The organism is Kitasatospora misakiensis, from assembly GCF_042656005.1.
Classification (GTDB): domain Bacteria; phylum Actinomycetota; class Actinomycetes; order Streptomycetales; family Streptomycetaceae; genus Kitasatospora; species Kitasatospora misakiensis.
The window spans coordinates 111,370-126,144 of record NZ_JBHSOF010000008.1; the positions used below are offsets into that span (position 1 = coordinate 111,370).

Below are 14,775 nucleotides of genomic sequence, written 5' to 3' on the forward strand. Positions count from 1 at the left end.
GGCGGCGCGACCGGGACGGGCGGCGCGACCGGGACGGGCGGCGCGACCGGGACGGGGGCCGGCCCGGGCGCCGGGGCCGGCGGACCGGGCGGGACCACCGGCACCGGGACGGTCGGCGGCCCGGACGAGGCGACGGGCGCGGGCGCGGAGACGGGTGCCTGCACAGGACCGGGAGCAGGACCGGAACCGGTCGCGCCACCCGGATACCCCGGAACCGGCGGGGCGACGGGACGAGGGGGGACGGCTCCACCCCCGGCGTACTGCGTCACGGTCACCTCCCGACCACTTCCTTCAGCGGGGACACTACACGGCGGTGCGGCGGTGGACACAGTCCACCGCCGCACCGCCGCTGGTCACCGGCCCGGTCCGCCCCGGGCCCGGCCCCGAAGCCCCGTCAGCCCGTCGCGAGCTGCTCGGCGAGCGCGCGCAGCGCCAGCTCGTACGAGCCGATCCCGAACCCGGCGATCGTGCCGGAGGCCACCGCGGAGATCACCGAGGTGTGCCGGAAGGTCTCCCGGGCGTACGGGTTGGAGATGTGCACCTCGACGAGCGGCGCGGTGCGCTGCGCGGCGGCGTCCCGCATCGCGTACGAGTAGTGGGTGAACGCCCCGGGGTTGATCACCACCGGCACCCGGCCGTCGGCGGCCTCGTGCAGCCACTCGACCATCCGCTGCTCGGAGTTGGTCTCGTGGACCTCGACCTCGAAGCCCAGCTCCTTGCCGAGCGCGGTGCAGCGCTCGACCAGCCCGGCGTACGAGGTGGAGCCGTAGACGTCGGGCTCGCGGCTGCCGAGCCGGCCCAGGTTGGGGCCGTTGAGCACCATCACCCGGGTCACGAGGACACCTCCGCGTAGGCGGCCACCAGCAGGGACGGGTCGGGGCCCTCCAGGACGGAGGTCTTGCCGAGGCCGTCCAGCACGATGAAGCGGATGAGGTCGCCGCGCGACTTCTTGTCGATCTTCATGGCGTCCAGCAGCTTGGGCCAGGCGTCCGCCCGGTAGCTGAGCGGCAGGCCGACCGAGGCGAGCACCGCGCGGTGCCGGTCGGCGGTCTCGTCGTCCAGCCGCCCGGCGAGGCGGCCCAGCTCGGCGGCGAACACCATGCCGATCGAGATCGCCGCGCCGTGCCGCCACTTGTAGCGCTCGTTGCGCTCGATGGCGTGGCCCAGGGTGTGGCCGTAGTTGAGGATCTCCCGCCGGCCGTCCTCCTTGAGGTCGCCGGAGACGACGTCGGCCTTGACCTGGATGGCCCGGCGGATCAGCTCGACGGTGTGCGGCCCGGCCGGGGTCCTGGCGGCCTCCGGGTCGGCCTCGACCAGGTCGAGGATCACCGGGTCGGCGATGAAGCCGCACTTGATCACCTCGGCGAGACCGGAGACGTAGTCGTGCAGGGGCACGGTCTCCAGGGTCGAGAGGTCGGCCAGCACGCCCACCGGCGGGTGGAAGGCGCCGACCATGTTCTTGCCCTCGGCGATGTTGATGCCGGTCTTGCCGCCGACCGCCGCGTCGACCATGCCGAGCAGCGTGGTGGGCATGGAGACCCAGCGCACGCCGCGCAGCCAGGTGGCGGCCACGAAGCCGGCCAGGTCGGTGGTGGCCCCGCCGCCGAGGCCGACCACCACGTCGCTGCGGGTGAAACCGGTCTGCCCGAGCACCGACCAGCAGTACGCGGCGACCTCGGCGCTCTTCGCCTCCTCGGCGTTGGGCACCTGGAGGGCGATCGCCTCGTAGCCCTCGCCGACCAGGTCCTCGCGGATCGCGTCGGCGGTGGCGGAGAGCGCCTCCGGGTGGATGATCGCCACCCGCTTGGCCCGGGGGCCGATCAGCGGTGCCAGTTCGCCGAGCAGCTGGTGGCCGATCAGCACGTCGTACGGGTCGTGGCCGGCGCTGCCGCCGACGTGAATCCTGACGTTGTCAGTCATGGGGGGTCTTCAGCTCCAGTGCTTCCAGTACGGCGTCGGCCACCTGCTCGGGGGTGTGGCCGGCGGTGTCGACGACGGCGGTGGCCACCTCCAGGTAGAGGGGGCGGCGGGCCTCCATCAGCTCGCGCCAGCGGGCCCGCGGGTTGACCGCCAGCAGCGGGCGCGGGGCGTCCAGGCCGACCCGCTTGACCGCGTCGGCCAGCGGGACCTCCAGGAACACCACCGGCAGGTCCCGCAGCAGCGCGCGGGTCGCCTCGGCCAGCACCGCGCCGCCGCCGAGCGCGAGCACGCCGCCGTGGGTCTCGGCGGCGGCCCGCACGGCCGCCACCTCCAGCGCGCGGAAGTGCGGCTCGCCCTCGTCGATGAAGATCTCCGGGATGGGCTTGCCGGCGCCTTCCTCGATGTCCGCGTCGGTGTCGCGGAAGCCGACTCCGAGCCGCTCGGCGAGGGCCCGCCCGACCGTGGACTTGCCACTGCCGGGCGGGCCGACCAGCACGACGACCGGCGTGGTCATCGGACGATCAGGTGGTCGAGGTAGCTCCGCACGTTCCGCCTGGTCTCCGACACGTGGTCGCCACCGAACTTCTCGCTCACCGCGTCGGCGAGCACCAGGGCGACCATCGCCTCGGCGACGATGCCGGCCGCCGGCACCGCGCAGACGTCGGAGCGCTGGTGGTGCGCCTTGGCCGCCTCGCCGGTGCGCACGTCCACGGTGCGCAGCGCGCGCGGGACGGTCGCGATCGGCTTCATCGCGGCCCGCACCCGCAGCAGCTCGCCGGTGGACAGGCCGCCCTCGGTGCCGCCGGAGCGGCCGGAGACGCGCTTGGCGCCCTCGGGGCTTGGCACGATCTCGTCGTGCGCCTGCGAGCCGGGCACCCGGGCCAGCTCGAAGCCGTCGCCGACCTCGACGCCCTTGATCGCCTGGATGCCCATCAGCGCGGCGGCCAGCCGGGCGTCCAGCCGGCGGTCCCAGTGGACGTGCGAACCGAGGCCGACCGGGACGCCGTAGGCGAGCACCTCGACGACGCCGCCGAGGGTGTCGCCGTCCTTGTGGGCCTGGTCGATCTCGGCGACCATCGCCTTCGACGCGTCGGCGTCCAGGCAGCGCACCGGGTCGGCGTCCAGCGCGGCCTCGTCGGAGGGCAGCGGCAGCACACCGGCGGGGGCCTTGGCGGCGGCCAGCTCGACCACGTGGCTGACGATCTCGATGCCGCAGGTCTCCTTGAGGTAGGAGCGGGCGACGGCGCCGAGCGCGACCCGGGCGGCGGTCTCCCGGGCGCTGGCGCGCTCCAGGATCGGCCGGGCCTCGTCGATCGAGTACTTCTGCATGCCGGCCAGGTCGGCGTGGCCGGGGCGGGGGCGGGTCAGCGCCTCGTTGCGGCCGAGACCGGCCAGCACCTCGGGGTCGACCGGGTCAGCCGACATGACCTGCTCCCACTTGGGCCACTCGGTGTTGCCGACCATGACGGCGACCGGGCTGCCCATGGTGAGGCCGTGCCGGACACCGCCGAGGAAGGTCACCTCGTCCTGCTCGAACCTCATCCGTGCGCCGCGACCGTAACCGAGCCGTCGGCGCGCCAGCGCGTCGGCCACCACGGCGGTGGTGACCGGTACACCGGCGGGCAGGCCCTCCAGCGTCGCGACGAGTGCGGGGCCGTGCGACTCCCCCGCCGTCAGCCAGCGCAACGTACCCAACGGAGCTCCTTCATCAGCGGACCGGTGCGGGGCTGCCGCACCCGTCCGGGCGTGCCTTCTCCCCCGAATCCTTTCATGCCGGACGCTCCACCGGCCGTGGAGTCCGGTCACCGGACAGCATTCGGCCGACCGGCGGACCGGAATGGCCGGTCCCGCGCGGCCGTGGGACCGCCGACGGGACGCCGCCACACCCCGGGCACCGTACGGGCACGGTGGGCGCACCGTGGAGGCACACCGTCCGTACACCACCCGCGTCGCGACGCCGTCGCGCCCCCCGCCGCGACCGGAGGTCAGACCGCCGCGAGGGCGGCCTCGCCGGCGGCGCGGATCGCCGCGAGCGGCCCGGGGGCGCGCCCGGTGAAGAGCTCGCTCTGCAGCACCGCCTGGTGCACCAGCAGGTCGAGCCCGCCGAGCACGGTCGCCCCACGCTCCGCGCAGGCCGCGGCCAGCCCGGTCGGCCAGGGGTGGTACAGCACGTCGAACAGCGCGCCGGGCTCGGCGGGCAGCTCCGCGGCGAAGGTGTCGGTCGCCCCGGCCGGGGTGGTGGCCACGGTGAGCGGGTGGGTCAGCGCCTCGGCGCCGCGCGCCCAGTCGGCGGTCCGCACCGCCACGCCCAGCCGCTCGCCCAGCACGGCCATCTCCCGGGCCCGCTCGGGGGTGCGGACGTAGACGGTCACCTCGCGGGCGCCGAGCCGGGCCAGCGCGGCCAGCGCCGAGGAGGCGGTGGCCCCGGCGCCGAGCACCGCGGCGGCCGGCAGCTCGGTGATGCCGCGCTCGCGCAGCGCGTTGACCAGGCCGGGCACGTCCGTGTTGTGGCCCTCGCGCCGCCCGTCGGCGGTGAACACCAGGGTGTTCACCGCGTCGACGGTCCGCGCGGTGTCGCTCACCTCGTCGAGCAGCGGCAGGATCGCGCGCTTGAGCGGCATGGTCAGCGAGCAGCCCGCCCACTCGGCCTCGTCCAGCCCGGCGACGAAGCCGGGCAGGCCGGCCTCGTCGACCTCGAAGCGGTCGTAGCGCCAGCCGTCCAGACCGAGCGCCGCGAAGGCGGCCCGGTGCAGGGCGGGCGACAGCGAGTGGGCGATCGGCGAGCCGAGGACGGCCGCCCGGTGCTTGCTGGTCACGTGGCTCTCCCTCAGGCCCTGGCGGCCGTCACTTGGTGGTGCAGTGGACGGAGGCCGCGTCGAACTTCTGGCCGGCCGCCGTGCAGTACGACTCGACGTTCTTGGCGTGCTCCGCGTCCGTCTCGGCGAACAGGGTCTGGGTCGGCGACATCGCGATGAAGTACAGCCACTTGCCGTCCGCCGGGTTCAGCGTCGCCTTGAGCGCGGCCTCGCCGGGGTTGGAGATCGGGGTCGGCGGCAGGCCGGCGTTGTAGTAGGTGTTGTACTTGTTGGACGCGTCGTTGATGTCCTTCTTGTCCAGCGTCTTGCGGCCCAGCGCGTACTGCAGCGTGGTGTCCATGCCGAGCTTGCCGTTGACCTTGCCCTTGTCCGCCAGGCGGTTCTGGATGGTCCGGGCCATCTTGGCGAAGTCCTCGGGGTTGTTGCCCTCGGCCTGCAGGATGCTGGCCTCGATGACCACCTCGTACCCGGTCTTCAGACCGATCTTCGAGGCGTCCGCGTCCAGGCTCGCGTAGCGGTCGACGGCGTTCTTGACCATCTGCTTGAGCAGGTCCTCGGGCTTCATGCCCTCGGTGATCGAGTAGCGGGTCGGCCAGAGGAAGCCCTCGATGTTGCCGTTGGCGTACGGGGGCAGGCCGAGGCTTGCCACCTGGTCCTTGGCGACGCCCGCGGTGGTGCCCTTGGGCAGCTTCAGCTTCTCGTCGATCTTGACGTAGGTGGCCGCGGCGGTCAGGCCCTCCTGGACGATCAGCTTCTCACCGCCGTTGGCGTCCACCAGGAACTGCACGGCCCCGTCGGCGGACATCTCCGTCGGCATGCTGTAGGTGCCGGGCTGGATGGTGGTGCACTTGACGTTCTTCTCGCAGGCGTTGTTGAAGGCGTCGACGCTCTTGACCACGCCGGCCTGCTTCAGCGCCAGACCCATCTGGCTGCCGACGGCACCCTGCTTGATCTCCACCTTGACCGAGCCGGCGCCCGGGCCGGGGAAGTCCGGCGGCGGGCCGAAGTGGTCCTTGTAGAAGCCGTAACCCCACCAGCCGGCGCCGCCCATGACGCCGAGCAGCACCAGGGCGACCACCAGGCAGGCGCCACCGTTGCGCCGGCCCGACTTCTTGCCGTTCTCCTTGCGCTTCTTCTTCGCCTCGCGGGACTGGTCCTCCTCACCGAGGAAGCCTCCCTGCCCGTCGTCGTCCACGCCGTCCGCGTGGTGCTCGGAGTGCTCGTGGTGCTCGTCCCCGGCGTACTCGTCCTCGGGAACGTCCCACTCGGCCTCGGCGGGCTCGGCGTCATGGGCTCCGGCCAGGTCCGTGCCAGCCTCCAGCGCGGCGGCCTCCGCCTCCCAGTCGATGCCGTCCGGCCCGGGGCCGACGGGCTGCGCGGCGACCGGCGGCTGCTTCTGCTGCTGCGCGGGGGCACCCTGGCCGGGGACGCCCTGCCCGACCTGCTGGTGACCGCCGTGCTGGGGGCTGCCCTGCTGCGGCAGCTGCTGCTGGGGGTAGCCCTGCTGACCGCCGTACTGCTGCTGGTTCTGGTCGCCCTGCGGGTAGCCCTGCTGCTGACCCATCCCCTGCTGCTGACCCATGCCCTGCTGCGGGTAACCCTGCTGGCCCATCCCCTGCTGCGGGTAGCCCATCTGCTGCTGGGGGTACCCCTGCTGCGGCATCTGCTGCTGGGGGTAGCCCTGCTGACCGCCGTATTGCTGCTGGTTCTGGTCGCCCTGCGGGTAGCCCTGCTGGCCGCCGTACTGCTGCTGACCCTGGTCGCCCTGCGGATAACCCTGCTGACCGGCCATCCCCTGCTGACCCATGCCCTGCTGCGGGTAACCCTGCTGGCCGTCGCCGTACTGCTGCTGGGGGTGCTGCTGCCACTGCCCGTCCTGCTGGCCGGGGACCGGCTGCTGACCGCCGTACCCGGGGTCACCCGGATGCCACGGCTCGGAGCCCTGGGGGCCGTAGCCCCGACCCAGATCGGTCATTGATCCCCTTATACCGACGGAGACGACCGGAGGATCGGCCCGGTCGCCCGGGACGGCGTCCCGGCTGCTTGTCGAACCGGCGTGCTAGCGCAACACCTGGACGGAGACGCTACCGTACCGCAGTCGGCCGAGGGCCCGGGCGTCGGCCGACTGCGGTCAGTGACCGGCCGCCCCCACCGAGGGCGCCCCCGCCGTCGGGGAGGCCGAGGCGGACGCCGAGGCCGCGGCGGAGGCCGACGCGGAGGCGCTCGCCGCCCGGTTGGCGTTGAACTCGGCGACGTTCTTCTGCTGCACGTCGAAGCTGTCGGTGAACCGGGTGTCCCCGGGCTTGACTGTCACGAAGTAGAGCCAGTCCCCCGGCGCCGGGTCCACCGCCGCCATGATCGCCTGCCGGCCCGGGTTGGAGATCGGCGTCGGCGGCAGCCCGGCGTGCTTGTAGGTGTTGTACGGCGAGTCGAGCCGGGTGTCCGTGACGCTGGTGTTCAGCGTGGAGCGGCCGAGCGCGTAGTTGATCGTCGAGTCCAGCTGGAGCGGCATGTTCCTGGCCAGCCGGTTGTAGATCACCCGCGCGACCTTGGCCATGTCCTCGGTGTTGTCGGCCTCGCCCTGGACCATGCTGGCGATGGTCACCAGCCCGTACAGGCTCTGCCCGAGGTTGGTCGCGACGACCTCCGCGTCGTCCCGGGCGAACTCCTTCCCGGCCCGGTCGACCATCTGCTTCAGCAGGTCGGAGGCGGTGGTGTCGGCGGTGACGCTGTACGTCGCGGGGAACAGGTAGCCCTCGGGGCTGCCGTTGGCGGTCTCCGGCAGGCCCAGTTCGGCGGCCTGGTCCTTGACCGTCTGCTCGGTGGTGCCCTCGGCCAGCTGGAGCTTCTTGTCGATCGCCGCGTAGATCTGGCTGCCGCGCCAGCCCTCGGGGATGGTCAGGCCGTTGGCGTTGGCCGGGTCGATCAGCACGGCGAGCGCCGCGGCCGCCGACATCCGCTGCCGCATCGTGTACGTGCCGGGCTGGATCCGCCCGGCCGCCGCCGCGCTGCCCTTGGCGGCCCGGGTGAAGGCCAGCGAACTGGCGACCACGCCGTTGCGCACCAGGGCCGAGGCGATCTGGCTGAGGCCGGCGCCCTCCGGTACCGAGACCTGCACCGAACCGGACCCGCCGCCCGCGTAGTCGGCGGCGGCCGGCGGCTTGCGCTGGCCCTGGATCCAGCTGAACCCGGCCAGCCCGATCCCGCCGAAGACGACGACCAGCGACAGGGCGGTCAGCAGACAGGCCAGTCCGGTGCGCCGCGGGTGCGGGTCCGGCGCACCGGGGCGAGGGGAGGGCGCGCCCGGCGGTCGACCCGCCGGTTCGATCACCGGCGCACCGAGGTGGCCGGGGCTGAGGCCCGGTGTGAGGTCCAGGTCGGTCACAACGCCCCCTCGGCGGTCCGCACGGCTCGCGGCACGACGGCAACGGCAGAGGGGTCCGTGCGGACGCGTCCGCACGGACCCCTCACCGGGACGTTAGATCAGGCCGGTCAGCCCGCCGCCTCGACGCTCTCGCCGGGCGGGCGTCCGCTCACCCGTTCGGACTCAAGGGCGGTCTGCAGGATCACCACCGCGGCGGCCTGGTCGACCACCGAGCGGCCCTTCTTGGCCTTGACCCCCGAGGCGCGCAGCCCGTGGGTCGCGGTGACCGTCGACATCCGCTCGTCGACCAGCCGGACCGGCACCGGGTAGAGCCGGTTGGCCAGCCGCGTCGCGTAGCCGCGGACCTTCTCCGCCGCCGGGCCCTCCTTGCCGCTGAGCGAGCGGGGCAGCCCGACGATCACCTCGATCGCGTCGTACTCCTCGACGATCGCGGCGATCCTGGCCTGCGACTTCACCCCGGCCGGCACGGTCTCCACCGGGGTGGCGAGCACCCCGTCGGGGTCGCAGGACGCGACCCCGATCCGGGCGTCCCCGACGTCGACGGCGATCCGCCGGCCACGCCGGAAGGGGCGCTCCTCCTGGACGGGCTCCATCAGCTGGCGCGCTCCGCGACCAGGCCGCGCACCGCGGCGACGGCCTCGTCGATCGCGGCCGGGTTGGTGCCGCCGCCCTGGGCGACGTCGTCCTTGCCGCCACCGCCGCCGCCGAGGGTCTTGGCCGCGGTGCGGACCAGCTCGCCGGCCTTGATACCGCGGCCGCGGGCGTCCTCGTTGGTGGCGATCACGGTCAGCGGGCGGTCGTTGGCCACGGTGAAGGCGGCGACCACGGCCGGGCGCGAGCCCAGCCGGCCGCGCACGTCCAGGACCAGCTTGCGCAGCTCGTCCGCGCCGACGCCGTCGGCGACCCGGGCGGCGACCACGGCGATGCCGTGCACGTCCTCGGCCGAGTCGACGAGACCCGCGGCGGCCGCGAGCACCTTCTCGGCGCGGAAGCGCTCGATCTCCTTCTCGGCGTCCTTGAGCTTGCCGAGCATCCCGGAGATCTTCTCCGGCAGCTCCTCCGGACGGCCCTTGACCAGCTCGGTCAGCTGGGCGACCACGGTGTGCTCACGGGCCAGGAAGCGGTACGCGTCGGCGCCGACCAGCGCCTCCACCCGGCGCACGCCGGAGCCGATCGAGGACTCGCCGAGCAGCTTCACCAGGCCCAGCTGGGCGGTGTTGCCGACGTGCGTGCCACCGCACAGCTCCTTGGAGAAGTCGCCGATGGTGACGACGCGGACCTCGTCGCCGTACTTCTCGCCGAACATCGCGATGGCGCCGGCCTTGCGGGCCTGGTCCATCGTCATGACCTCGGCGGTGACCTCCAGCTCGCGGGTCAGCACGTCGTTGATCTTCTGCTCGACGTCGGTCAGCACGCTGCCGGGCACGGCGGCGGGCGAGCCGAAGTCGAAGCGGAAGCGGCCCGGGGCGTTCTCCGAACCGGCCTGGGCGGCCGTCGGGCCGAGCGCGTCGCGCAGCGCCTGGTGGGTCAGGTGGGTGGCCGAGTGGGCGCGGGCGATCGCCCGGCGGCGGTCCACGTCGATGGTGGCGTAGGCGGCGGCGCCGAGCACGACCTCGCCGAACAGCACCCCGCCGGAGTGCACGATGACACCCGGGACCGGCTGCTGCACGTCGCGGATCTCGACGACCGCGCCGGAGTCCAGCCGGATCCGGCCGTGGTCGGCGAGCTGGCCGCCGCCCTCGGCGTAGAACGGGGTGCGGTCGAGGATGATCTCGACCTCGTCGCCCTCGGAGGCGGCCGGCGCCGGGACGCCGTCCACCAGCAGGCCGACCACGGTGGCCTCGCCCTCGGTGAGGGTGTAGCCGGTGAACTTGCTCGCGCCGGACTTGTCGGCGACCTCGCGGTACGCGGCGACGTCGGCGTGGCCCATCTTCTTGGCCTTGGCGTCGGCCTTGGCGCGGTCCCGCTGCTCCTGCATCAGGCGGCGGAAGCCGGACTCGTCGACCTGGAGACCCTGCTCCTCGGCCATCTCCAGGGTCAGGTCGATCGGGAAGCCGTACGTGTCGTGCAGCTTGAACGCCTGGTCGCCGGAGAGCACCGCGCCGCCGGCCTGCTTGGTCTCGGTGACCGCGGCGTCGAGCAGGCTGGTGCCGGCCTTCAGGGTCTGCAGGAAGGCCGCCTCCTCGCCGACGACGACCGTCTCGATGCGCTTGCGGTCGCTCTCCAGCTCCGGGTACTGCGGGGCCATCGCCTTGATCGCGACATCGGTGAGGTCCTTGGCCACCACGCCGGTCGCGCCCAGCAGGCGCATGTTGCGAATGGCGCGGCGCAGGATGCGGCGCAGCACGTAGCCGCGGCCCTCGTTGCCCGGGGTGACGCCGTCGCCGATCAGCATCAGCGCGGTGCGGATGTGGTCGGTGACCACGCGCAGCGAGACGTCCGACCGGTGGTCGGCGCCGTAGCTGTGGCCGGTGAGCTCGGCGGCCCGGTCCAGGATCATCCGGCTGGTGTCGATCTCGAAGAGGTTGTCGACGCCCTGCAGGATGGCGGCGAGCCGCTCCAGGCCGAGGCCGGTGTCGATGTTCTTGCTCGGCAGGTCGCCGAGGATCTCGAACCCGTCCTTGCCGTCGCCGTGGCCGCGCTCGTACTGCATGAAGACCAGGTTCCAGATCTCCAGGTAGCGCTCGCCGTTGACGGCCGGGCCGCCCTCCTCGCCGTAGGCGGGGCCGCGGTCGTAGTTGATCTCCGAGCACGGGCCGCACGGGCCGGGCACGCCCATCGACCAGAAGTTGTCCTTCATGCCCAGGCGCTGGATGCGCTCCGCCGGGACGCCGATGACGTCGCGCCAGATCTGCTCGGCCTCGTCGTCGTCCTTGTAGACGGTGATCCAGAGCTTCTCCTTCTCCAGGCCGTAGCCGCCGTCCGCGACGGGAGTGGTGAGCAGCTCCCAGGCGAACTTGATGGCTCCTTCCTTGAAGTAGTCACCGAAGGAGAAGTTGCCGCACATCTGGAAGAAGGAGCCGTGCCGGGTGGTCTTCCCGACCTCCTCGATGTCCAGGGTGCGCACGCACTTCTGGACGCTGGTGGCGCGCGAGAACTGCGGCTTCACCTCGCCCAGGAAGTACGGCTTGAAGGGCACCATGCCGGCGTTGACCAGCAGCAGGGTGGGGTCGTCGGCGACCAGGGACGCCGACGGAACGACGGAGTGGCCGCGCTCCTCGAAGAAGCGCAGCCAGCGGCGGCGGATCTCTGCCGACTCCATTAGTGGTCCTTCCGGTTGGTACCGCCCCGCGGCGGAAGCGCGCGCCGGGGCGTTTTCTCGATGGCTTGGGGGGTGGTGCCGGCGCCGTCGGACGAGGCGCGGGCACGGCTGGGCGGAGGCAGGGCGGCGGCCGGACTCCCGGGCGCCGCCGAGATAGCTCGGTACTGGGGCTCGCCCCGCGTCACCCTGCGGCGGCGGGGCTCGACGACGGCGGTGCCGTCCAGTCCGAGGTCCTCGCGCAGCTGGTCCTCGCGCTCGGTCATGCCGGCCCGCACGTCCTGGGCGAACTGCTTGGCGAGGTCGCCCAGGTGCAGCGCGCCGCGCGCGGCGGTGCCGGAGAGGCTGTCCGGGGTGAGCCGGTGCACCGTCTCGTTGGCCTTGTTCATGGCCCAGACGGTGGCGCCGGCGCCGACCGCCATCCAGAAGATGCGTCGCACCATGCCGTCAGCCCCTCACCGCGCGCCGGACCCTGCCGAGCAGGCCGCCCTTGGGCGCGGTCGCGGCGCGCACCTCGGCCCGGATCAGCCGGGCCAGCTCCTCGCGCTCGGTCGGCTGGGTGGGCACCGTCAGGGCGCCCTGCTGCTTGGCGACCGCCTTGCGCACGCCGTAGCTGAACGCCGCGACCTTGACCAGCGGGCCGCCGAGGGTGGCCGCGACGGTGGAGGAGAGCGCGTTGGCGTTGGCCGCCGCGTCCTGCACGTTGGCGGTGATCTCGTCCACCCGCTCCAGCTGCTCGTTGGCGCTGCGCACGGCGGCTCCGGCGTCGGTCAGCAGCGGCACGGCCTGCTCGGTGACGGCGGAGACCAGGACGGTGGCCTCCTTGAGCACCCGCGAGAGCCGGACCAGGACGACGGCGAGCAGGGTGACCAGGACCGCCCAGAACACGGCGACGAGCAGACCGGCCAGCTCTCCCACGGACACCTTTGCGCGCTCCCTCGCCTTGCTGTTTCCCAGGGGGAACCCTATCGCGACCGCACCGGGTTTCCGGACCGGGTTTCCCCTGCGGGGCGCGCGGCGAACCGACCGGGTGTGCGACCGGCGCGCGTAACCTACCCGCCGGTCACCTCGTTCTGCCAGGCGGGCCGCCACCCACGCGGCCGAGTGCCGCCACCCACGCGGTCTCAGTACGGACGCCCGGGCCGACCACGCCCGGGCCTCGGAGCGGGGAGCAGGGCGTTGGATCGGGATTCCACACCACGGCCGGACCGGCCGGTGCCGGGCCGACTCCCGGCGGAGGTCACCAGCTTCGTCGGCCGGCGGGGCGAGCTGACCGAGCTGGCGCTGCTGCTGGCCGAACGGCGGCTGGTGACGGTCACCGGCCCGGGCGGGGTCGGCAAGAGCCGGCTGGCGCTGCGGGGCGCGGCGCGGGCGGGCGGCGCGTTCCCGGACGGCATCTGGCTGGTCGAGGTGGCCCCGGTGCAGGACGGCCGGCTGCTCGGGCACGCCGTGCTGGAGGCGCTGCGGCTGACCGACGGCACCGCGCGGGCCCCGCTGGAGGTGCTGACCGAGTACCTCGCCGGGCGGCGGCTGCTGCTCGTCCTGGACGGCTGCGAGCACCTCGCGGCGGACTGCGCCGAGCTGGCCGTGGCGCTGCTGCGGGCGCTGCCCGGCCTGCGGGTGCTGACGACCAGCCGGGTGGCGCTGCGGACGGCCGGGGAGCACCTGCTGAACCTGGCGCCGCTGCCGGTCGGCACGGCCGGCGCGATCCTCCCGGGGGCGCCGCCGGACGCGGTGGTGCTGTTCGCCGACCGCGCCCGGGCGGTGCTGCCGTCGTTCGCGGTCACCGCCGGGAACGCCGAGGGGATCGCCCAGCTCTGCCGCCGGCTGGACGGCATCCCGCTCGCGGTGGAGCTGGCCGCCGGGCGGCTGCGGGCGCTGTCGGTGGAGCAGCTCGGCGCCCGGCTGGACGACCGGTTCCGACTGCTCACCGGCGGTGACCCGGCGGCCCTGCCGCGGCATCGGACGCTGCGGACGACGATCGGCTGGAGTCATGAGCTCTGCACGGTGCAGGAACGTTTACTCTGGGCCCGCCTCTCGGTCTTCGCGGGCGGCTTCGACCTGGACGCCGCCGAGTACGTGTGCGCCGGCGAGGGCGTCGATCCGGACGAGCTGCTCGACCTGCTCACCGAGCTGGTCGCCAAGTCCGTGGTGCTGCGCGAGGACAGCCCGTTCGGCGTCCGCTTCCGGCTGCTGGACACCCTGCGCGAGTACGGCCGGCAGTGGCTGCGCGCGGCCGGCGAGGAGCACCGGCTGCTCTGCCGGCACCGCGACTGGTACCTGGGCGTGGCCACCTGGGGCGAGGTCGAGTGGTTCGGCCCCCGGCAGGCGGAGACGGCCGAGCGCACCGAGCTGGCGCACGCCAATCTGCGGGCCGCCCTGGAGTTCTGCCTGGCCGAACCGGGCGAGGAGCAGATCGGCCTGCTGATGGCCGGCACGCTCTGGTTCTACTGGGTCGGCTGCGGCCACCTCGGCGAGGGCCGGCACTGGCTGGACCGGGCGCTCGCCCTCGACCCGGAGCCCACCGAGGCCCGGGCCAAGGCGCTCTGGGTGACCGGCTACATGGCCACCCTCCAGGGCGACCTGGTGGCCGCCCGGCCCGCGCTGGAGGAGTGCCGCCGCCAGGCGCTCGCCACCGGGGACGACCGGGCGCTCGCCTACGCCGTGCACCGGCAGGGCTGCGCGGCGCTGATCGGCGACGAGCCGGCCCGCGCCGCCGAGCTGTTCGAGGAGGCGCTCTGGCACTACCGGACCATCGGCGAGCTCAACAGCAACGTGCTGATGGCGATGTTCGAGCTGGGCATCGCCTACCTGTTCCAGGGCGACCAGGAGAGCGGCGAGCTGTGGCTCGGCCAGGTCCGCGAGCTGTGCGAGGAGCACGGCGAGCAGTGGGCGTACGCGTACGGGCTCTACGCGCTGGCGTACTCGCACTGGCTGAACGGCGAGGTCCGGCCGGCCAGGACGCTGGCCCGGGAGAGCGTGCGGCTCAACCACCTCTTCCACGACCTGCTGGGCATCGTGCTGGCGATCGACCTGCTGGCGCTGCTGGCGACCGAGCCGGCCGGCCCCGGCGAGCCGGGCGACCTGCGCGAGGCCCGGGTGCTGCAGGGCGCCGCGCACCGGATCTGGCGGACGGTCGGCAAGCCGTTCTTCGGCTCGCGCACCTTCAACGGCCCGCACCGGGCCTGCGCGGAGCGCGCCGTCGCCGGACTGACCGAGCAGGAGTACGCCGACTTCTTCACCACCGGCACCCGGCTCGACCTGGACGCCGCCGTGCACCGGGCCCTGGGCGGCGGCGAGCATCCGGAGGGTCCTGGACCGCGGCCCGGGCCTGGCCCGCTGCCGCCGGCTCCGCGCCCCTCGTGGGTGGGGAATAGTTGAAGATTCTCCTTTGC

12 protein-coding genes are annotated in these 14,775 nt (G+C 73.6%); 1 reads left to right on the forward strand and 11 read right to left on the reverse strand.

Annotated features, from left to right (window positions below):
* Positions 1–394 precede the first annotated feature (394 nt).
* From aroQ to ACFP3U_RS09460, 11 genes are all read right to left on the reverse strand, one after another.
* On the reverse strand, positions 395–823 hold the full coding sequence (gene aroQ / locus ACFP3U_RS09410) for a type II 3-dehydroquinate dehydratase (protein ID WP_030300233.1): 429 nt from the start codon (positions 821–823) through the stop codon (positions 395–397).
* Between the two features lie 8 nt (positions 824–831).
* Positions 832–1,920: a 3-dehydroquinate synthase gene (aroB, locus tag ACFP3U_RS09415; RefSeq protein ID WP_380224848.1), complete on the reverse strand. Its 1,089-nt coding sequence runs from the start codon at positions 1,918–1,920 to the stop codon at positions 832–834.
* Positions 1,913–2,434: a shikimate kinase gene (locus tag ACFP3U_RS09420; protein WP_380224849.1), complete on the reverse strand. Its 522-nt coding sequence runs from the start codon at positions 2,432–2,434 to the stop codon at positions 1,913–1,915. The genes aroB and ACFP3U_RS09420 overlap by 8 nt, the downstream gene beginning before the upstream one ends.
* Entirely contained in the window at positions 2,431–3,615 is a 1,185-nt protein-coding gene (gene aroC, locus ACFP3U_RS09425; RefSeq protein WP_380224850.1) for a chorismate synthase, read from the reverse strand. The genes ACFP3U_RS09420 and aroC overlap by 4 nt, the downstream gene beginning before the upstream one ends.
* 290 nt (positions 3,616–3,905) lie before the next feature.
* Positions 3,906–4,736, reverse strand: a complete 831-nt coding sequence (locus ACFP3U_RS09430) for a shikimate dehydrogenase (RefSeq protein WP_380224851.1) — start codon at positions 4,734–4,736, stop codon at positions 3,906–3,908.
* A gap of 28 nt (positions 4,737–4,764) precedes the next feature.
* Positions 4,765–6,711 carry an endolytic transglycosylase MltG gene (gene mltG / locus ACFP3U_RS09435; protein ID WP_380224853.1) on the reverse strand — a complete coding sequence of 649 codons (1,947 nt, stop codon included), beginning with the start codon at positions 6,709–6,711 and terminating at the stop codon, positions 4,765–4,767.
* Between the two features lie 156 nt (positions 6,712–6,867).
* Positions 6,868–8,121 (reverse strand): endolytic transglycosylase MltG, encoded by a 1,254-nt coding sequence (gene mltG / locus ACFP3U_RS09440; RefSeq protein ID WP_380224854.1) that lies wholly within the window; start codon positions 8,119–8,121, stop codon positions 6,868–6,870.
* Between the two features lie 107 nt (positions 8,122–8,228).
* Complete coding sequence (gene ruvX / locus ACFP3U_RS09445) at positions 8,229–8,714, reverse strand: Holliday junction resolvase RuvX (RefSeq protein WP_380224855.1); 486 nt, start codon at positions 8,712–8,714, stop codon at positions 8,229–8,231.
* A complete protein-coding gene (gene alaS, locus ACFP3U_RS09450; protein WP_380224856.1) occupies positions 8,714–11,383 on the reverse strand; it encodes an alanine--tRNA ligase in 2,670 nt (889 codons plus the stop codon). Before alaS ends, ruvX begins: the two co-directional genes overlap by 1 nt.
* On the reverse strand, positions 11,383–11,823 hold the full coding sequence (locus ACFP3U_RS09455) for a DUF6167 family protein (protein WP_380224857.1): 441 nt from the start codon (positions 11,821–11,823) through the stop codon (positions 11,383–11,385). The genes alaS and ACFP3U_RS09455 overlap by 1 nt, the downstream gene beginning before the upstream one ends.
* Before the next feature lie 4 nt (positions 11,824–11,827).
* Entirely contained in the window at positions 11,828–12,304 is a 477-nt protein-coding gene (locus ACFP3U_RS09460) for a DUF948 domain-containing protein (protein WP_380224858.1), read from the reverse strand.
* A 291-nt stretch (positions 12,305–12,595) separates the two neighbouring features.
* Here ACFP3U_RS09460 and ACFP3U_RS09465 point away from each other — a divergent pair, with 291 nt between their 5' ends.
* A complete protein-coding gene (locus ACFP3U_RS09465) occupies positions 12,596–14,761 on the forward strand; it encodes an ATP-binding protein (RefSeq protein ID WP_380224859.1) in 2,166 nt (721 codons plus the stop codon).
* Positions 14,762–14,775 lie beyond the last annotated feature (14 nt).